Source organism: Domibacillus sp. PGB-M46 (assembly GCF_022668875.1).
Classification (GTDB): domain Bacteria; phylum Bacillota; class Bacilli; order Bacillales; family Domibacillaceae; genus Domibacillus.
This window is the reverse complement of the sequence record NZ_JAKGCR010000006.1, coordinates 95,603-115,461: the sequence shown is the minus strand read 5'-3', so window position 1 is coordinate 115,461 and position 19,859 is coordinate 95,603. Positions and strand designations below refer to the sequence as shown.

General features: G+C 46.2%; 22 protein-coding genes. All 22 read right to left on the bottom strand.

Annotation, left to right across the window (positions count from 1 at the left end; translation table 11 throughout):
- Nucleotides 1-8: 8 nt before the first annotated feature.
- Nucleotides 9-1,106 carry a histidinol-phosphate transaminase gene (hisC, locus tag L2D08_RS09940; RefSeq protein ID WP_242233613.1) on the bottom strand — a complete coding sequence of 366 codons (1,098 nt, stop codon included), beginning with the start codon at nucleotides 1,104-1,106 and terminating at the stop codon, nucleotides 9-11.
- 14 nt (nucleotides 1,107-1,120) lie between these two features.
- Nucleotides 1,121-1,492 (bottom strand): chorismate mutase, encoded by a 372-nt coding sequence (aroH, locus tag L2D08_RS09935; RefSeq protein WP_242233612.1) that lies wholly within the window; start codon nucleotides 1,490-1,492, stop codon nucleotides 1,121-1,123.
- Complete coding sequence (gene aroB / locus L2D08_RS09930) at nucleotides 1,486-2,583, bottom strand: 3-dehydroquinate synthase (RefSeq protein WP_242233611.1); 1,098 nt, start codon at nucleotides 2,581-2,583, stop codon at nucleotides 1,486-1,488. The genes aroH and aroB overlap by 7 nt, the downstream gene beginning before the upstream one ends.
- The gene (gene aroC, locus L2D08_RS09925) at nucleotides 2,583-3,758 is read right to left on the bottom strand and encodes a chorismate synthase (protein WP_242233610.1); all 1,176 of its coding nucleotides are present in this window, start codon (nucleotides 3,756-3,758) and stop codon (nucleotides 2,583-2,585) included. Before aroC ends, aroB begins: the two co-directional genes overlap by 1 nt.
- 150 nt (nucleotides 3,759-3,908) lie before the next feature.
- Entirely contained in the window at nucleotides 3,909-4,679 is a 771-nt protein-coding gene (locus L2D08_RS09920) for a CheR family methyltransferase (protein ID WP_242233609.1), read from the bottom strand.
- Between the two features lie 125 nt (nucleotides 4,680-4,804).
- Nucleotides 4,805-5,251: a nucleoside-diphosphate kinase gene (gene ndk / locus L2D08_RS09915; RefSeq protein ID WP_242233608.1), complete on the bottom strand. Its 447-nt coding sequence runs from the start codon at nucleotides 5,249-5,251 to the stop codon at nucleotides 4,805-4,807.
- Nucleotides 5,252-5,346: 95 nt separating this feature from the next.
- Nucleotides 5,347-6,309, bottom strand: coding sequence for a heptaprenyl diphosphate synthase component II (hepT, locus tag L2D08_RS09910; protein WP_242233607.1), 963 nt, complete (start codon nucleotides 6,307-6,309; stop codon nucleotides 5,347-5,349).
- Nucleotides 6,310-6,337: 28 nt separating this feature from the next.
- Nucleotides 6,338-7,039 carry a demethylmenaquinone methyltransferase gene (locus L2D08_RS09905; RefSeq protein WP_242233606.1) on the bottom strand — a complete coding sequence of 234 codons (702 nt, stop codon included), beginning with the start codon at nucleotides 7,037-7,039 and terminating at the stop codon, nucleotides 6,338-6,340.
- A 3-nt stretch (nucleotides 7,040-7,042) separates the two neighbouring features.
- Nucleotides 7,043-7,801, bottom strand: a complete 759-nt coding sequence (locus tag L2D08_RS09900) for a heptaprenyl diphosphate synthase component 1 (RefSeq protein WP_242233605.1) — start codon at nucleotides 7,799-7,801, stop codon at nucleotides 7,043-7,045.
- A gap of 83 nt (nucleotides 7,802-7,884) precedes the next feature.
- Entirely contained in the window at nucleotides 7,885-8,454 is a 570-nt protein-coding gene (folE, locus tag L2D08_RS09895; protein WP_242233604.1) for a GTP cyclohydrolase I FolE, read from the bottom strand.
- A gap of 156 nt (nucleotides 8,455-8,610) precedes the next feature.
- Nucleotides 8,611-8,883: an HU family DNA-binding protein gene (locus L2D08_RS09890; RefSeq protein ID WP_242233603.1), complete on the bottom strand. Its 273-nt coding sequence runs from the start codon at nucleotides 8,881-8,883 to the stop codon at nucleotides 8,611-8,613.
- 175 nt (nucleotides 8,884-9,058) lie between these two features.
- Complete coding sequence (gene spoIVA / locus L2D08_RS09885; protein ID WP_242233602.1) at nucleotides 9,059-10,534, bottom strand: stage IV sporulation protein A; 1,476 nt, start codon at nucleotides 10,532-10,534, stop codon at nucleotides 9,059-9,061.
- Nucleotides 10,535-10,629: 95 nt separating this feature from the next.
- The gene (locus L2D08_RS09880; RefSeq protein ID WP_242233601.1) at nucleotides 10,630-11,355 is read right to left on the bottom strand and encodes a hypothetical protein; all 726 of its coding nucleotides are present in this window, start codon (nucleotides 11,353-11,355) and stop codon (nucleotides 10,630-10,632) included.
- Between the two features lie 21 nt (nucleotides 11,356-11,376).
- Complete coding sequence (locus L2D08_RS09875; protein ID WP_242233600.1) at nucleotides 11,377-11,577, bottom strand: DUF2768 domain-containing protein; 201 nt, start codon at nucleotides 11,575-11,577, stop codon at nucleotides 11,377-11,379.
- Between the two features lie 18 nt (nucleotides 11,578-11,595).
- On the bottom strand, nucleotides 11,596-12,618 hold the full coding sequence (locus tag L2D08_RS09870) for an NAD(P)H-dependent glycerol-3-phosphate dehydrogenase (RefSeq protein WP_242233760.1): 1,023 nt from the start codon (nucleotides 12,616-12,618) through the stop codon (nucleotides 11,596-11,598).
- A gap of 39 nt (nucleotides 12,619-12,657) precedes the next feature.
- Entirely contained in the window at nucleotides 12,658-13,968 is a 1,311-nt protein-coding gene (gene der / locus L2D08_RS09865; protein WP_242233599.1) for a ribosome biogenesis GTPase Der, read from the bottom strand.
- Nucleotides 13,969-14,088: 120 nt separating this feature from the next.
- Entirely contained in the window at nucleotides 14,089-15,159 is a 1,071-nt protein-coding gene (gene fni, locus L2D08_RS09860; protein ID WP_242233598.1) for a type 2 isopentenyl-diphosphate Delta-isomerase, read from the bottom strand.
- 19 nt (nucleotides 15,160-15,178) lie between these two features.
- A complete protein-coding gene (gene rpsA, locus L2D08_RS09855; protein ID WP_242233597.1) occupies nucleotides 15,179-16,318 on the bottom strand; it encodes a 30S ribosomal protein S1 in 1,140 nt (379 codons plus the stop codon).
- 89 nt (nucleotides 16,319-16,407) lie between these two features.
- Nucleotides 16,408-16,995 (bottom strand): lysophospholipid acyltransferase family protein, encoded by a 588-nt coding sequence (locus tag L2D08_RS09850; RefSeq protein ID WP_242233596.1) that lies wholly within the window; start codon nucleotides 16,993-16,995, stop codon nucleotides 16,408-16,410.
- Between the two features lies 1 nt (nucleotide 16,996).
- A complete protein-coding gene (gene cmk, locus L2D08_RS09845; RefSeq protein WP_242233595.1) occupies nucleotides 16,997-17,668 on the bottom strand; it encodes a (d)CMP kinase in 672 nt (223 codons plus the stop codon).
- A gap of 85 nt (nucleotides 17,669-17,753) precedes the next feature.
- Nucleotides 17,754-18,416 (bottom strand): flagellar brake protein, encoded by a 663-nt coding sequence (locus tag L2D08_RS09840; protein ID WP_242233594.1) that lies wholly within the window; start codon nucleotides 18,414-18,416, stop codon nucleotides 17,754-17,756.
- A gap of 95 nt (nucleotides 18,417-18,511) precedes the next feature.
- Nucleotides 18,512-19,849: a germination protein YpeB gene (gene ypeB, locus L2D08_RS09835; RefSeq protein ID WP_242233593.1), complete on the bottom strand. Its 1,338-nt coding sequence runs from the start codon at nucleotides 19,847-19,849 to the stop codon at nucleotides 18,512-18,514.
- Between the last annotated feature and the right edge of the window lie 10 nt (nucleotides 19,850-19,859).

Genomic DNA, 19,859 nt, shown 5'->3' with positions numbered 1-19,859 from the left:
ATCACCTTCTATCTTTTTACAGTTTCAGCCAAAAAGCTTTTCATTGCCTCGATAACACCTTCGTTTTGTTCTTTTGATCCGACTGTAACCCGCACCGTTCCCGGAATGCCAAGAGCAGCGCCTGAGCGGACAATATATCCTTTTGACATTAAGTATTCAAACAGCTCGTTGCTGTCACAGTTGAAATCGATCAAAATAAAATTTGCTTCCGATGGATAGAACGCAAGATTATTTTCGCGGCAGAACGCATAAAACTGCTCTAAGCCTTCTTTGTTTGCTGTACGGCACTGTTCAATGAACGATTGGTCCGACAGGGCCGCTGCTGCCGCCACCTGTCCGACCGAATTCACATTAAACGGTTCACGAACGGGATCAAGCTGTGCAATAAGCGATTCGTCTGCAATTCCATAGCCGACACGGAAAGCAGCTAAGCCGTATACTTTAGAAAACGTGCGCAGCACAATCACATTTTTATATTCTTTAATAATTTCAAGCGCGTCATAGTAATCAGATGCTGTTACATACTCGTAGTACGCTTCATCAAGCACAACCAAAACGCCTTCCGGTACCCGGTCTAAAAATCCGCGAAGCTGTACATCCGTAATATGGACACCTGTTGGATTGTTCGGGCTGCAGAGCCAGACAATAGCCGTATTTTCATCAATGGCTTGAGCCATTTTGTCCAAATCGTGTGCGCCATTCACCAGCTCTACTTCCCGTATTTCGGCACCTTCTACAATGGCATTATGGCGATACTGCGGAAATGAAGGAGTTGGCATAACCGTGTTTTTTCCGGGCTCAAGCATCGCGCGGGAAAGCATTAAAATAATTTCATCCGAGCCATTTCCGAAAATCAGCTGTTTTTCGCTTACGTTTAAGAAGGAAGCAAGCTCCTTGCGAAGACTCGTTGTATAACCATCCGGATAAATCGCAAATGATTCCGCGTATTCACGGATACTTTTCGTTACCCGTTCCGATGAGCCAAATGGGTTTTCATTGGATGCAAGCTTAACAACGTCCTGCAGGCCATACGCTTTTTTTACTTCATCCGTTGTACGGCCGGGCTGATATGCTTTTAATGTAAGTATTTGTTCTTTCCATTTCATTTTTCTCCGCTCCTTCAGTTTGTTGATTGCTGCAAGTCCGGACGCAGGACGGACGCTCCTTCTAAATAAACGTGCTGAATATCTTTTTGCGCCACATCTGTGTTCACGTGCATCATAATTCGAATGCAGCGTTCTAAACCGCCTTTGATCGCGAGCTCCTGCATGCACATAACCGGAACGTATTCCCACCCGTTCTGCTCGCGCAGTACCTTGGCTGGAAACATAGCATCCAAGTCATTGGTAGCAGATAAAAACGCCGAGCAGACGGCTTCCGGGTCAATGTTATTTTGTGCAATCATCTCTTCCATGAGACGTTTTGTCGCTTCTTCCATTAAACGGCTGTCATTGGCTGACACCGTAATGGCTCCACGGATTCCTCTTACCATGTGTCGGACTCCTTTCGAAAGTGCTCGTCAATATGCTGAAGCTCTTCTTTTGTCATTTCTGTTACGTACGGCTTGCCTACTTCATTCAGCAAAACAAAGCGGACCGTGCCGCCGTATGCTTTTTTGTCGCGGGCCATCACAGCGTAAATGTCTTCAAACGAAAAAACCGTACCGGCTTTTACCGGATATCCCGCCCGCTTCAGCCATGCGGCAAACGAACTGGTATCGAAGGAAAGGTCGTTTTTAAACTGTGAAGCATAAAGGGCAAAAATCATGCCGCAGGCAACCGCCTCGCCGTGCGCTGTTTTTCCATAGCCGGACAGCGCCTCTACCGCATGTCCGTATGTATGGCCAAAGTTTAAAAAAGCCCGGACGCCCGTTTCTTTTTCATCTTCTTTTACGATTGCACTTTTAATTTCGATCCCTCTTTGCAGACAATGCTCTAAAAAAGACCCTTTTATATCTTCCGCGCTTTTCACCGACTGCTGAATGTTTTCAAGCAGCGATGGGTCCGCAATAAGGGCATGCTTGATCACTTCCGCAAAACCGCTTCTCGTTTCCTTCTCAGAAAGCGATTTTAAGAAAGCTGTGTCATACACCACCGCTTCCGGCTGGTGAAACGCGCCAATCATATTTTTGCCGAGTGGATGATTGATGGCCGTTTTGCCTCCGACAGCACTGTCATGCGCCAATATCGTTGTCGGAACTTGAATAAACGGAATACCGCGCATATAACTCGCCGCGCAAAAACCTGCCAGGTCGCCGCAGGCACCTCCGCCAAATGCGATCACAAGCGAGCGGCGGTCAAGCGCTGCTTCAAGCATAGCCGTTAAGCATTGTTCAAAAACAGAAAAGGATTTAGCTGATTCGCCCGCCGGAACGAAATGCCAGTCTGTGGCAAGCGAAGACGGCAGTGCATCCCGAAGTGCCTCGCCGTGAAGCGCATAAACGGCTTCATCGGCAATGACAAACAAGCGGGTTGGTGCTTTGGGCATATCAAGAATAACGCGGCTGATTTCCTGTACCGCCCCTTCCCCAATGATGACTGGGTAGGTTTTATGAGTCGTTTCAACAAGTACACGGCTCATCATTAAAACTCCCTTGTGTACGCTTCATGTTCCTTTACCTGGCGGATTAAATGCTCCATCCGATCACTGTTGAACTGTTCTAAAATAGCGTTAGCCAGCTCCCAGGCAACCGCTGCCTCTGCCACAACCGCCGCTGCAGGAACAGCGCAGGCATCTGAACGCTCAATGCTTGCTGTAAATGGCTCTTTTGTATCAATGTCCACACTCTCAAGCGGCTTGTAAAGGGTTGGAATTGGCTTCATAACCCCGCGGACAACGACTGGCATCCCGTTTGTCATGCCGCCTTCAAAGCCGCCCAGGCGGTTTGTTTTCCGGTAAAAGCCCTGCTGCTCACTCCAGGCAATCTCGTCATGCACTTCGCTGCCGAATTTGCGTGCTGCTTCAAAGCCAATGCCAATTTCTACTCCTTTGAACGCGTTAATGCTGACAATCGCAGCTGCGACCTTCGCATCAAGCTTGCGGTCATAGTGAACATAGCTTCCAACCCCGATCGGCATTCCTTCTGCAATCACTTCCACAACGCCGCCGATTGAGTCACCGTTTTTCTTCGCGTTATCAATCGCTTCAATCATTTTTGCTGCTGCTTCTTCATCCAGGCAGCGGACAGATGATGCTTCACTGCGCTCCTGCAGTTCAGCAATCGTTTCAAATTGTACATTTTCAGCACGAATGCCGCCAATTTCCACAACGTGTGAGGCAATTTCTACACCGAGTAGTTTTAACAGCTTTTTGGCCGCTGCCCCTGCGGCTACACGTACAGTTGTTTCACGGGCAGATGAGCGTTCCAGCACATTCCGCATATCCCGGTGACCGTATTTGATACCGCCATTTAAATCTGCATGTCCAGGACGAGGGCGGGTAATTTTCCGCTTGATCTCCTCCGCTGCTTCCTCGTTTTCAAGTGGTTCAATTCCCATGATCTTCGTCCAGTGCTTCCAATCATCATTTTCCACAACCAGCGTGACAGGCGAGCCAAGTGTATATCCGTGGCGGACGCCTGATTTGATCGCTACTAAATCTTTTTCTATCTGCATGCGGCGGCCTCGCCCATGCCCTTTCTGGCGGCGAAGCAAATCATGGTTGATGTCTTCTGCAAGAAGCTCCATACCGGCCGGAAGCCCCTCGATAATCGTTGTTAATTGTGGTCCATGTGATTCTCCAGCTGTTAAATATCTCATTCTCCTGCTCCCTTCAATACGTTAAAGCGGTTATGTACTACTATATCATATTTAAAATTCATTGGAACAGCCGAAACGGCTGTTTTTGAGAATTTTATCACAATTTCTGCGCTGCATGGAGACAAATTTAAAAAAGCCGGCATGCCGGCTTTATACTTTTTTATAAAAAAAGGTATCTTCTACCTGAAAACCGTACCGCTCCGGATTAAATATTTGTTCCGTGCTTCCGACAAACAGGACACCGCCAGGCCGAAGTGCTGCATTAAATTTCCGGTACAGCTCATCTTTTGCTTCTTCTGTAAAATAAATCATCACATTCCGGCAGACGATCAAGTCGAAGCTGCTTTCAAATCGATCCGACAAAAGATTTTGTTTTTTAAACGTGACCGTCCTTTTAATATCATCAGAGATTTTATAAAAAGCACCTTCCTGCTGAAAATATTTCCTCTTCATAGGTTCCGGCAGTTCAGCGAGCGACCGTTCCGGATAAAGACCCAGCTTTGCTTTTTGAATCACATTTACGTCAAGATCCGTCGCCTGAACAGACACGGAGGCAAGCGGCATATAAGCAGACAAAATCATAGAAAGCGTATAGGGCTCTTCTCCCGTAGAGCAGGCCGCGCTCCATACTTTCAGCCGCTTGTTTTCCTTGAGCAGCCGCGGCAGAATTTTTTTCTCTAATACTTCCCATCGCTTACCATTCCGATAGAACTCTGACACATTGATGGTCATCCGGTCTAAAAATTCATTCATCATCGTTTGATTTGAATTTAATGCGTCAAAAAACGTAGAAAAGGATGGATACCCCTTTTTTTCGTATAAAGACGTCAGCCTTCTTTTCATTTGTGCTTCTTTATATAAACCAAGGTCAATGCCTGTTTTTCGCTTAATCGAGCCGACAAACTGTTCGTAATCCCCCATTGTGCTCATCCTTTCTGTCGATTCGCTTCTTTTTTCTTTATTATAGCGGATCTCAGGAAAAGAAGTGGGAAAAATCTCACAAAAAAAGAGTTTCCAGCCCAGCCGGCTGAAAACTCGAGGAATGATTAGTAGACCCATTCAGATCCTGATTTTTCATACGCTGTCAGCTCATTTTCTTGGAAGAAAAGGCTGATTTCACGCTTGGCACTTTCAGGAGAATCAGAACCATGAATGACGTTTTTCCCTACAATAACGCCAAAATCACCGCGAATCGTTGCTGGTGCTGCGTCTTTCGGGTTTGTAGACCCCATCATTTGACGAGCAGTCGCAATGACATTTTCACCTTCCCACACCATGGCGAAAACAGGTCCGGAAGTAATAAAATCTACCAATTCACCGAAAAATGGGCGTTCCTTATGTTCCCCGTAGTGCTGTTGAGCTGTTTCAGGTGATAGTTGCATCAGCTTTGCAGCCACAAGGCGGAAGCCTTTTTTCTCAAAACGCGACACAATTTCCCCAATCAAACCACGCTGTACCCCGTCAGGTTTTACCATTAAGTATGTTTGCTCCATCTTCCACCACTCCTGTGTTATGTATACCGCTTACATGCGGACAAGATGAATCGTAACACTTCTTTTGTAAATTTACAACGCTTTCATGGAAAAAATTAATATTTTCTTTTGCCAATAAAATGGGCAATATCACGTAATGAATTCCGGTGCCGGCCCGGCGGTAATTCTGTTAAAATAGCCAGTGCCCGATCGAGATATCTCCTGCTTAACGCGTGAGATTGTTCAATCGCATCGCTGCGCTTTAAGCGGGCAATAATATCGTCTATTTCTTCACGGCTTGAATGAGCGTGAATAGAAGTAATACGCGCACGCATGTCACTGTCCTGCATCGCATACAAAACAGGAAGCGTAATGTTTCCTTGAAGGAGGTCACCGCCGGCTGGTTTGCCCAGTTCTTTTTCACTTGCTGTAAAGTCGAGAATATCATCGGTAATTTGAAAAGACATCCCTACATTGTAGCCGAAATCGTACAGCTTCCGGTGGATCGAAGCTGGAGCGCCCGCTGCAATAGCGCCAAGCTGGCAGCTGGCTGCGATCAAAATAGCCGTTTTTCTCTTGATGCGGCGAAGGTAATCGCGCAGATGCTGATCATACCGGTACTTATCCTGAATTTGAATGATTTCTCCGATACACAGCTCTGTCATCGTATGGGATAGAATCTGGTGAGCCTCTGCTTCTTTAATTCTTGTCATAGAGTCGAGCGCAGCCGCAAAAATGTAATTGCCGGCATACATGGCGATCCGGTTATCCCACTCCGCTTTAACCGTGTACTCTCCCCGTCGGATAACGGCATCATCAATAACGTCGTCATGAACAAGTGAAGCCATGTGAATCAATTCAAGAGAAGCAGCTGCATATTTCACACGTTGAATATCATAATCACCAAACTTCGCGCCAAGCAGAAGCATTACCGGGCGAATGCGTTTTCCGCCTGCTTGAAGAAGATGTACAGACGCCTCCTCCAGAATGGACGATGACGAACGAACGGCGTGTTCCAGCTCCTGCTCAATCAAATCAATATCCGCTTTTAACCGCGTATAAATTAGTTTTATATTCATTTCTTTTCACCCGGCTCTTGGTCTAGTATTATTTGTTTCCGTAATGTGTGGCAGCTACACCGCCTGTGTGAGCTTTAAAACGCACATTTTGAAAGCCGGCCTGCTGAAACATACGGGCAAGCTCTTTCATATCTGGAAAATGGCGCGCTGATTCCTGCAGCCATGAATATTCCTCATAGCTTTTTGCGAAAAGACGGCCAACCGCCGGCATGATGAAGCGGAAATACAGCTCGTACCCTTCCTTAAAAACAGGCATTTGCGGCTGGCTTGTTTCGAGGCATACGACCATTCCGCCTGGTTTTAATACACGGCGCATCTCTGAAAGCACCTGCATATAATCCGGTACATTACGAAGGCCAAAGCCAATCGTCACAAAATCAAACGTATCATCTTCGAACGGAAGCTCCATCGCGTTGCCGTGGATCAGTTCTGCCTGCTCCAAACCGGCCGCCTCTATTTTCTGCCTGCCGACAACGAGCATATTTTCGCTGAAATCAAGCCCCTTGACCACTCCATGCGGCCCCACGGCTTCCGCCAGCGCTATTGTCCAATCGCCTGTTCCGCAGCACACATCAAGCGCTTTTGCACCTTTAGGCACATTCATAATTTTCATTGTTTCATTTCGCCAACGCTTGTGCTGCTGAAAGCTGATAATAGAATTCATTTTATCGTAGTTACCGTATATTTTTTGAAATACACTGTGCACTTTTTCTTCTTTAGATTGCTGCATTTGTCACCCTTCTTCCACGAGCCGAAGCGGCCTGCTGCCAAAAAGGCGGTCGCGCTCCGCTTCAATGACAGACGCTTTATAGAAATCTATGCTTTCTATACACTTTGTTACATCCGCATGGATCTCTTTAAGCCGCTGCTCGATAACCTTGATGACCTGCTGGTCTGTCTCGTATTGTTGTTTTAATGCTTCAAAAAGAATAAAGGGCTCATTTTTCTCACGAAGAAGCCGGTCTGCCGTCAAAAGCTGCCGCAGGGCACGAGCCATTATTTCATCTGTGCCCTTTTCGATGTGCACGGCGCCAATAATATCGCCTTCAATCACTGCAACAGCGTTCAATATGGCTTCTTTTGTTTCAAGCTGATACCGATGAAGCGATGTTTTCGCCTCATTCACCCTTTTTACCGCTCCTGCAAGAACGCCTACCCAGTGGACATAGCCCGCTTCTGCAAGGGTCCGGTAATACATCCCGCTAAAATAATCACCCGCTAATACGATCAGCTGGTTTTTTTGTGTGATTTCTTTGGTCACAGACGGAATGGCATCATGTACATCCATTGCCAGCCCAATGAGAACAGCTGCCTGCATCAGCTTCTGCACCTGTTCACTTTTTCTTTCCTCGTCTGTAAATGCCAGCATTAAAGCAGATGCCCGAAGCGGGTTTATAACCGGCCTGCCGATCACTTTATCTAGAAAAGGCTGACGGCATGCCCGATTGATTTCTTCAAGTAGTGTACTCTGTTGCTCCTGCCACTCCTTCATTGTGAAAACCCCTCACTCGCAAATCATTTCAAATCGTTTCGTTCCTTTTCACTACGCACACTTAGTATATCACACCCGTGTTCTCATGACGAACGAATGAGCGAAAGCAGCTCGGTCCGAAGCTGGGCGTCATTTTCGTACAAACCACGCGCGGCTGTAGTGACCGTTTTAGCGCCTGGCTTTTTCACCCCGCGCATAGCCATGCACATATGCTCCGCCTGCACAATCACCATTACCCCTTGCGGCTGAAGCATGTCCATAATTGCGTCTGCTACTTCATTTGTAATCCGCTCCTGCAGCTGCGGACGGCGGGCAACCGATTCAACGGCCCGTGCCAGCTTGCTTAAGCCGGTTACTTTTCCGCCTTTTGGCATATACGCTACGTGAGCATGGCCGAAAAACGGCACAAGGTGATGCTCACACATCGAGTAAAAAGGAATGTCCTTTACAAGAACAAGCTCTTCATATTGTTCTTCAAATACAGTTTCGAAATAAAATCTTGGATCCACATGAAGACCCGAAAATGCTTCTTCATACATTTTCGCTACCCGTTTCGGTGTATCTTGAAGACCTTCCCGGTCCGGATTTTCACCAACCGCTTCTAAAATCAGGCGTACGGCCTGCTGAATTTTGGCATGATCTACTTCAGCCATTTTTATCCACTCCTGTATACATGTATTGCATGTGTAATATTATTTGTGCTGCACTTCATCTTAGCATATCGGGTCAGCTCTGGGCAAAGTGAAGTGTTCAAAAAAAGAGACTGCCCAATGGGGGCAGTCCCGCTTTAGCCGGAGTAGGCTATGTACTTATTTAACCGCGTCTTTAAGCGCTTTACCTGGTTTAAATGCCGGTACTTTGCTCGCAGCGATTTCGATTTCTTCACCTGTTTGTGGGTTACGTCCTTTACGTGCTGAACGCTCACGCACCTCAAAGTTACCGAAACCAATCAATTGTACTTTGTCGCCTTTTGCCAATGTTTCTTGGATGGCATCGAAAAGAGCATCAACCGCTTTTGTCGCGTCTTTCTTAGAAAGTTCTGCTGTTTCTGCAACTTCATTGATCAAGTCAGTTTTGTTCATGCCATTCACCTCCTCCCGCATGAGACCCGATAAACATTGTTATATCAATGTTTTACCGTAATTCTGTTAAAAGATTATCACATGTGTTCGGGCATATCAAGCAGAATCCACCTTAAACGGGTATTTTCCCCGGTTTCATCAAAAAAAGACTCCCATTTTGAGAGTCTAGCCCGTTTTAAAGCAGTATCGCAATCATTCCGCCTGAGCCTTCATTGATGATTTTTTCAAGCGTATCTTTTAACTTGCTTCGGGCATGATCAGGCATTAAGGATACTTTCGACTGAATACCGTCCCGGACGATCGAGCTTAAATTACGCCCGAAAATGTCACTGTTCCAAACGGACAGCGGATCATCTTCAAAGTCTTTCATCACGTGATGAACGAGCTCTTCACTTTGTTTTTCTGAGCCGATGATCGGTGAAAATTCCGATTCAACATCTACTTGAATCATGTGAATAGATGGCGCCACTGCTTTCATCCGCACGCCATAACGCGAGCCGTGGCGAATAATTTTTGGTTCTTCCAAGCGCATTTCGTTGATGGACGGAACCGCTACACCGTAACCGGTCTGCTTGACCATTCTCAGCGCTTCTTCTACCTGCCCATATTCTTCCTTAATATGAGCATAATCTTGGATAATTTCCAGCAAATGCTCTTTGCCGCGTAATGGTTCCCCAATAATTTCGTTGACGATCTTTTCATACAAGCCATTTGGCGCATTCACGTTGATTTCTGCAATTCCCTGCCCCATATCCATTCCTGTCAGCACAGCGGACTCAATATACTCACCGCCGCCAAACTGGTCAACAACACGGTTCACATCACGGAGCCTTTTAATATCCTTGACCGTTTCTTTTACCATTTCGTTGTATTTATCCCGAAGCCAATGCGATTCATCCAACGCCATAATCCAGGAAGGAAGATGAACGTTCACTTCATGAACGGGGAATTCAAATAAAGCTTCCTGCAAAACATGCAGCACGTTTGATTCTGTCATCGATTCAACCGACATGGCAAGAACCGGAATATCATATTTTTCGGCCAGCTCCTGCTGCAGCTCTAAAGTCTCCAAATTCTCGGGCCGGGCCGAGTTTATAATCAAGATAAAAGGCTTGCCCACTTCTTTTAATCCTGCGACGGCCCGTTCCTCCGCCTCAATATACGTGTGGCGGCGCAGTTCACCGAATGACCCGTCTGTTGTGACTACTACCCCAATCGTCGAATGTTCTTCAATCACCTTTCTCGTTCCAATATCCGCTGCTTCATCGAACGGAATCGGTTCATCATGCCATGGTGTCTGAATCATCCGTGGACCGTGTTCGTCTTCATATCCTTTCGCTTCCGGCACAACATAGCCTACACAGTCTACCAGCCGAATATTGACGAGCACACCGCCCGCCTGCACAGCCGCCGCACGACTCGGAACAAATTTCGGTTCTGTCGTCATAATGGTTTTGCCGGAGGCGCTTTGCGGCAGTTCATCCTGTGCACGGCGCCGTTCCGATTCACTGTCCATGTTCGGCAGCACCAAAAGCTCCATAAACTTCTTTATAAATGTTGATTTCCCCGTTCTGACAGCACCGACAACGCCTAAATAAATATCGCCTTCGGTCCGCTCGGCAATATCCTTAATGACTTCTGTGTTTTCCATCAGCAGCCCCCTCCCGTTTCGAACGGCTCGTCCGCCGCCTGCCATACAGTGTATGAGCGTTTTTTTAAATGTATGCAAAAAAAGAAGCCTGCATGTTAAGCAGGCTTCTTTTTTTGCATAAAAACAGGCTCTCCTTGTTCATCGACCGTATAAGGCAGTGAAAATGCCGGTACAATGGGAGAAGACTGGATAAGCAGGCTGCGGATATCTTCGCCAGGCGCAGGAAGCTTGTCCAATTTTTGAAGGGCTGTATACAAATCAGCCGCATAATCTACATAAAGCGTTCCGTCCCCACTTATGACCAGTGGAAGCTGCCGTCCGGAATAAGGACTGGTTACATAGGGCTCTTCTTCAAACCCAAGTTCCTTAAAATCGAGTGAATATACATTATCGGACAGTGTCTCTTTAAAAGGAGGATACTTGTGGGCAAGAAGGCGGATATTCACGCTTCGAATTTGTTCAGCTATGCGCAAATCAATCAGTTTGACGGTTGGATTTTTTTCGACATCTACAAGTACGTACTGGTAAATACCTCCGCTTTCAAAGGCATTCCCTGGCGGCTCTGCCATAAAACGTGGTGATATTTTTCCGAAATCAACCGGATACTTTTCATAAAGATCGGGATTATTTTCCTTTGTTTTAATCGGCAAAATGCCATCCTCTTCCCTTTGGAACTGATCAACCGCCGTTTGAACGGCTCGTAATTGGTCTTCATACGGCTGTTCATTTTGGCTTAACTTCTCCTCAGGGTATAAGCAGCCGCTTAATATGAAAGAGAGCGCTGCCGCCCAAAAAAGAAGCAGGCTGTTTCTCCTTATCATGGTTACTGGTTCACCCCTTCATTAACGGGTCGGGCCGCTCAAAACCACATAAACAACAATTAGCCCGCCGACAATCATGCATATATAAGCGAAAAGTGCAGTTATTCCTTTTAAAAAGCGGTTACGAAACTTGTAACGGCTCATATAGATTGAAAAAATTGAGACAATCATCAGCCCCATTCCGGCAAATGAAATCCACATTTTCAGCATGGATGGTGACATGGGCGTTCGTCCTTTCCACTAATCCCGCTTTGTATCTAAAATATCGATTAAGTCTTCCAGTTCATGTTTTTTTACACGTGCCATTAAATCATCTACGGCTTTTTTAGGATCCTGCTCTTTAAATAAAATATGATAGAGTGCTTGTGTAATCGGCATTTGCACATCGTATTTTTGGGAAAGCTGATAACCGGCTTTTGTCGTGCGGACTCCTTCCACAACCATTCCCATACTTTCGAGCACCTCATCCAGCTTTTTGCCCTGGCCGAGCATGTTTCCAGCCCGCCAGTTTCTTGAGTGAACACTTGTGCATGTGACGATTAAATCGCCAATACCGGCAAGGCCCGAGAAGGTAAGCGGATTTGCTCCCATCTTTGTGCCAAGCCGGGCAATTTCCGCCAATCCGCGGGTAATAAGTGCTGCTTTTGCGTTGTCTCCATAGCCGAGTCCGTCAGAAATCCCGGCTGCAAGCGCAATAATATTTTTTAATGCGCCGCCGATTTCTACACCGATCATGTCTGGATTTGTGTAAACCCGGAAGTTCTGGTTCATAAATAAGTCCTGAATGTGCTGAGCCGCCTCAAGCGAGCGAGAAGATACCGCCACGGTTGTTGGATGGCGCAGACTTACTTCTTCTGCATGGGAAGGTCCTGACAGTACCACTACGTCTTTCAGTGCATTTTTAGGCATTTCCTGCTCAATCATTTCGGAAATACGGAGCAGTGAATCAGGTTCAATCCCTTTGGACACATGTACAACCGTAACCGGTGATACAGCCGTTTGAACGATTTGACGTGCCACTTCCCGGATCGCTTTTGTCGGCACAGCAAGCACAACTGTACTGCATCCTTCAAGCGCCTCAGCAAGTGATGTTGTACCGCGAATAGAGGCAGGCAGTAAAATATCCGGCAAATACCGGCTGTTTGTATGATGTGTATTCAATTCGGCTATCCGCTCTTTATTTTTTGCCCACATGGTCACATCCAGACCGTTATCGGCAAGCACAAGGGCAAGAGCTGTTCCCCAGCTCCCCGCCCCCAGCATTGCAATTTTTTCTGTCACATGAAACACAGCCTTTCCTTCTTATTTTCTTGCGCGCGCAATAATGCGGATCGGCGTTCCTTCGAATGAGAACGCATCACGAATGCGGTTTTCAAGAAAGCGGAGATAAGAGAAATGCATGAGTTCCGGCTCGTTCACAAATACAACGAACGTTGGCGGCTTGACCGAAACCTGTGTTGCATAATAAACGCGCAGGCGTTTTCCTTTGTCTGCCGGCGCTGGGTTCATCGCCACAGCATCGGTAATGACATCATTCAGCACACTTGATTGAACACGCATTGAGTGGCTTTCGCTCGCCCGGTCAATATATGGCATCAGTGTATGAATTCGTTTTTTCGTCTTGGCAGACAAAAACACGATAGGTGCATAGTCTAAAAATTGAAAATGACTGCGGATATTTTCTTCAAATTCACCCATTGTTTTTTCATCTTTTTCAACAGCATCCCATTTGTTTACAACAATCACAACAGCCCGTCCTGCTTCATGCGCGTAGCCGGCAATGTGCTTATCCTGTTCACGAATGCCTTCCTCAGCATTTAACACGACCAGCACAACGTCAGAGCGTTCGATCGCTCTCATCGCACGCAGTACACTGTATTTTTCAGTTGTCTCATACACTTTACCGCGTTTTCTCATCCCGGCTGTGTCAATGATTACATACTTTTGGCCATTGTACGTGTAAGGAGAGTCAACCGCATCGCGCGTCGTGCCCGCAATATCACTGACAATAACACGGTCTTCTCCGAGCAGTGCATTTGTAAGAGACGACTTTCCTACATTCGGACGGCCAATTAATGAAAATTTAATGACATCATCCTCGTACGGTTTGTCTTCTCCAGTCGGAAAATGCGAGACAACTTCGTCGAGCAGATCTCCAAGCCCAATACCGTGCGAGCCGGAAATCGGAAAAATCTCACCGAAACCAAGTGAATAAAAATCATAAATATCCGTCCGCATATCCGGGTTATCAATTTTATTTACACCAAGTACAATCGGCTTTTTAGACCGGTATAAAATTTTGGCTACTTCTTCGTCTGCCGATGTGACACCTTCACGGCCATTTACAATAAAAATAATCACATCCGCTTCATCAATCGCAATTTCAGCCTGCTGGCGAATTTGCTCTAGAAAAGGCTCGTCACCTAAGTCAATACCGCCTGTATCAATCAAGTTAAATTCATGCGTCAGCCACTCGCCTGAACTGTAGATACGGTCGCGGGTTACACCCGGCACATCTTCGACAATGGAAATACGCTCACCGGCAATCCGGTTAAAAATCGTTGATTTACCTACATTTGGCCTTCCAACGATCGCAACAGTCCGTTTCATCATTACATCTTTCCCTTCAATGGTTCACCCAATTTATTCTCAGTACTTCTTTATTTTGTTCAAAAGAAAACCCTTCTACTATGAGAAGGGGTTCAATCAACAATTTATTTTATCATATTTTGGTTATGAATCAAATGGCACCGGCGTGCGGAGAGCAAATCGCTCCGGCTTTAACCCGCGGGCCTGCAGCCATTGGCACGTTTCTCCTGATATGATAAGCGGAACGCTGTGAAGATGGGAAATGGACCGGGCACCGAGCGCGCACATCATCATTTTTAGATCTGCATTCATTTGTTCGATATGCTCTACCAGAGCTTCCTGTCCGCTTGTCATCAATACGTTTAGCAGAAAGCCGGACAACCCGGCTGCAGAAGCGCCCAGTGCCAATGATTTCACCACATCATCAGCATATTGCAGACCGCCTGAAGCGATAACAGGACGACCTGGAGCCCCCGAAAGGGTTTCAACAATAGACACAGCAGTTGGAATGCCCCAGCTGTTGAAAAAAGCAAGAGGGCGTGCGGCCCGCTCATTTTCAACAGCAGCAAAGTTTGTTCCGCCAAACCCCGCTGTATCAATTGCTGCCAACGGAAGATCATTTAATAGCCGGGCCGTTTCAGCGCTTATCCCGAAACCGGTTTCTTTTACAATCACCGGTACCTTTACCGTTTCGCAAATAGAAGCAATCCGGTCAACAGCTCCACGAAAATCCCGATCCCCTTCAGGCATCACAAGTTCCTGAACGATATTTAAATGGATTTGAAGAATGTCTGCTTCAATCATCTCACACACAGCACGAGCTTCTTCCACTGATGCCTCCGCTCCGATATTCGCCATCATTATGCCCTTTGGATTGGCTTTTCGGGCGGCTTTAAACGTAGCTCTTTCTTCCGGATGGCGAAGCGCTGACATTTGAGAACCGACAGCCATTGGGATGCCGCATGCTGCGGCTGCCTCTGCTAACTGCGTATTAATGCGCGCTGTCACCTCTCCGCCTCCGCCTGTCATCGCATTCACAAAAATCGGCGAACTCCACTGAAGTCCGCCGATTTCCGTCGATAGCGATATATCTTTGACAGAGGAACCCGGGAGGCTCTGGTGAACAAATTGAATGTGATCCAATCCTGTCCGCCGGCTTTGTCCCGTTGACAATGCATAATGAATATGGTCAATCTTACGTTCCGCTCTGCTCAAGTTGTCATCACCGTCTTGTTTATTTTAAATCTTTTAGCTGGTCACCTAAAATATCACCAATTTGGAAGCCTGAGCTTTCTTCCGGCAATTCATAGGAATCAACTGTTTCTTCCGGCTCTACTTCTTCAAATGATTTCATGCTGAGCGATAAACGATGCTCCTGCTCATTGGCATCCAGCACTTTTACTCTAACAGTCTGCCCTTCTTCCAATACTTCATGAGGAGTGCCAATGTGGCGGTTAGAGATTTGAGAAATATGAACGAGACCCTCTACGCCCGGGAACACTTCGACAAACGCACCGTATGAAACAAGGCGTTTCACTGTGCCTTCATGTTCTGATCCAATTGGTGCACGATCTGCGATGTTTTCCCATGGTCCAGGCAGTGTTTCTTTAATAGATAGAGAAATTCGCTCGCTGTCGCGGTCAATAGACAGCACTTTGACTTTTACTTCTTGTCCTTCCGTAAGTACATCGGATGGTTTTTCTACATGCTCATGTGAAAGCTGGGAAATGTGCACAAGCCCGTCAACACCACCGATATCAACAAAAGCGCCGAAATCAGTTAAACGCTGTACTTTTCCATCAATCACATCACCTGCTTGAATGTTTTCAAGCACTTTTTGTTTGTTTTCTGCTTTTTCGATATCCAATACAGCCCGGTGTGAAAGAATTAACCGGTTTTTATCTTGTTCAAGCTCGACGATTTTAAGTTTCATTACGCGGCCTTTGTAATCTTCGAAATCTTCAACGAAGTGATCCTCTACGAGTGAAGCCGGAATAAATCCGCGAATGCCAAGATCTACGACGAGGCCGCCTTTAACGACTTCTTTAATCTCCGCTTCAAAAATAGCGCCTTCTTCAAATCGTTTTTGCATGTCGTCCCACGCGGTTTCCGCATCGGCTTTGCGTTTTGACAACACATATAGATCATCTTCTTCTTTTGTGACAAGCAGTTCAAGCTCGTCGCCTTCTTTGACGACATCTGATGCTTTTTCTACGTGAAGGCTTGACAGTTCACTGATGGGAATAATACCGTCTTTCTTGCTGTCCGGAATTTCCACCTGGACCTGCTTTTCTTCGACTTTCACAACCGTAGCGCGTACTTTGTCGCCAACGGAGTAGTTATTCACTTCTGCCTGGTTCATATCCTCTGTCATATGTAATCCTCCTCAATACAAACTGCGTCAATTTTAAAAATTCTTACTTCTAACTTCTTACAAACCGCCCAATTTGTCAAGCCGGAAGCTCAGCCCTTATGCTCTTTTATTAATTTTGCGATGGCTTCCATTATCGCTTCCGTTGCTTCTTCGGCTGAGGCTTTTCGCTCACGAAGAGAAACCATATCAATCGGCGGTCCATACACAACCTGCAGGGGCTTCCCTAGTTTATAAGGGCCGATAATTGCACACGGTACAACTGCTGCATCCGTCCGAAGAGCGAAAAATCCCGCACCGGCCAGTCCCTTACCTAACTCGCCGTTTTTCGAACGTGTGCCTTCCGGAAAAAGTCCCAGAACTTGTCCTTCTTTTAAAATTTTCAAACCAGTTCGAATGGCTTCCCGGTCACTCATGCCGCGTTTTACCGGAAAAACATTCAGTTCTTTCATTAATTTCCCCATCCACTTCTTTTTAAACAATTCTTCTTTTCCCATAAAGCGAACGGGACGTTTAGAAGTAATGCCTACAATCGGTGGATCGAGATTATCAATGTGGTTTGAACAAAGAAGCACCCCGCCTTCTTTTGGAAAATGTTCATGACCTTTAACATGAATTCGGTAGGCGGGGGTTAAAATAGATTTTACAACTGTTTTAGCGAATGTATAAAAAGTGACCATCTTACTCCCCCGCTCCCGCTGCAGCCATAATCGCCTCAGCTACCTCTTCGATCGACATATGTGTCGTGTCAATTTCAATCGCACCTTCCGCTTTTTTAAGCGGTGACTCTTCCCTCTCTGTATCCATTTTGTCGCGTGCGGCAATCTCTCTTTTTAAATTCTCCAAATCAGATGAAAATCCTTTTTTCAAATTTTCAGCATGGCGGCGCTTTGCCCGCTCCTCCACACCAGCCAGCAGAAAAATCTTAACATCTGCTTCCGGAAGCACACTTGTACCAATATCACGCCCATCCATCACAACGCCGCCTCTGGCCGCTAACTGCTGCTGGCGGCGTGTCATATCACGCCGAACTTCACTGTGACGGGCCACTGCCGAAACATTGTTTGTTACTTCGTCTGTCCGAATCACTTCGGTTACGTCTTCTCCATCCACCAGGACAATCTGGCCGTTTTCTCCCTGTTTAAGTGAAATGGCCGTTTCGGCAAGAAGCTTTCCGAGAGCTTCCCCGTCTTCTACATCTATGTTATATTTAAGCGCTTTATGCGTAATCGCTCTGTACATAGCGCCTGTGTCAATATAAATATAAGAAAGCCGTTCTGCCACGATTTTTGCAGCTGTGCTTTTTCCTGCAGCAGCAGGACCATCAATGGCAATTTGCAGTTGTTTTTCCATGTCGTCACCTCATCCAAAAATTCTTATTCATTTTATCACAGATTGGTTTAGACACAAAAAAAGAACCCAAACGATGGGCCCTTTATTATTCCAATCCTTTCCTGCGCAGCCGCAGCTGCTGTTCAAAGCAGAAACGCATTAATATTTGCTGCTCCGCATAAGGGAGGTCTTTAAATTCGAAGGAACCAATGCAGCGTCCGCTTTTTTCATCCTGACGGATGCGTACCAGCTCCGCTTTCGCTTCAAAATAGAAGGGTTCAGCCTGCTGAGAGGGGATCACCCCGTATACGCTAGCTTCTGTCCCAGGCTCTGCCTGCACAGAATTCGGGAGTACAATCGCTGCGCCGCCTGCACTAATATCTTCCGTCAGCGAAGAAAAAGGCGGCATTCCGTCAAAGCGGACCGCTATATCAATCGCTTTTTGGACCCGTACGAACTTTCGGCGCTGTATGCGTACATATTGATCAAAGCCCGGGTCCTGCAATACAAGCATAGGAATTTTCTTTTTGACCCGGGCGATCACTTCGGTACGGAATAAAAAAACAGCGGATGAAGCAGCCGGATCAAGGAAACTGACAGCAAGCTGCATGCCTTCCATCAAAAAAACCGCCCGGTTTGTTTGAATACTAACCGGGTAGTCAATAAACAGTTTTCCGTCTTCTATATCGACTACTTTGCATCGATACTCTTCTTTTTTACCTGTTTTTTCAAATGGTTCCAGTGTTAGTACGATACCAGGCTGAAGCATTCATATCACTCTCTTTTTTCCTTACTGCGTTTTGTAGGCCAAAACACTTATTGGAAAAAATTATAAAGGATTGAAGACCTAAATGCAATATGATCTTATTGCCTATAGGCAGCTTCCGCTTCTGACAGTTTTTCGATCCGCTCTTCTTTTCCGTTTTCTGCATTAATAAAGATCCGGTAAGAAGCTGTTCCATTCTCCGCTAAAAATTCATAACACATCTTATCTTTCATTTCTTCATTCGTCACAATCGCTTTTTTTGTTTCCATTACCGTTAATTTCGGATGCAGCTCTTTTTTCGCTTCTTCTTCGCTTAAAGCTGGCTCCTTAATGTTCCGTTCTTTTTTATTTTTCCAATAGTTTTGTGCTTCAAGACCCGTAACTGCACCTGTGTCAAGCGCCACCTTGACCGTCACAGATTCTGGGTAAACGAGCGTGTCTTTCACTTTTTTCGTATAGGTAAAAACACCGGTATGGTCATACTGCGCACTGTTCGTCATGACCATCCCTTCAAATCCGTGCTTTGCTAAAAAATCTTCCACTTTCTGAGAAGCAGTATACAAACTTATTCGGCTTTTGCCTGGGGTTCTATTTACGGTAAACGTTAAAGGATAACCGCCTTTTTTGGTAATATCCATGCTGGCTTCTTCACCGTCCTGTCCTGTCACAGATACGTGATAAAACGGAACGGAAGCTCCTTTTAAACTGCTGTCTACAGACGTAACCTCCGCATCAAACTGAAAATAGTCCTTTGCTTGTTGAGCCGCTTCTTTTTCGGTGATCATAGGCCCTTCCAGCTTTTTGAGCGCATCATCCGAAACGGATTTTTCAATTTGAGTCGCCCGGAAAGTGTCTGATTCGGAAAATTCGGATGCTTTTTTCTCAATTGTGTTAAATCCATCGATAACCGTATTGTCTCTTGGCTCATCTCCATCAGCCGCTGCATGGGCTACATCTGTCCAGCGCAAATTTTTATCCAGCACATTCATTTGTACGGCCCGAAGGTCATTTTGAATATCGGCAGACTGCTTATAAAGAGACTCAAGCTGCTCATATTCTTTATCGGTTAACGGCTGGGTATCCAAGTCCCGCACCGCTGTGTTATAGGTGAAATCACCGCTTTTCCCTAAAAATTCTTCTGTTTTCGAAAACGGCATAAAGCCGAGTGGAAGGCGGCTGATGGCATTGTGCGCTTCGGAGGTAAGGCGCCATACATCTGTCAGTGCAGGTGTTAAATTATCTTTCGAATTCATCGCCAGCGCTTCTCCCGTTCGATCATGAATCACATCTACCTGGTACACAAGTTCATGAAATGCCTGCTGATATCCATTCTCCGCTTCGATCGCCAATCTTTCTTTTTCCTGGTGCTGCCTGTATCCCCAAACTGCCGTTACAGCTAAGAGCACAGCGAGTGCGACGGTAATAAATGTCCGCATGTTGATCGCC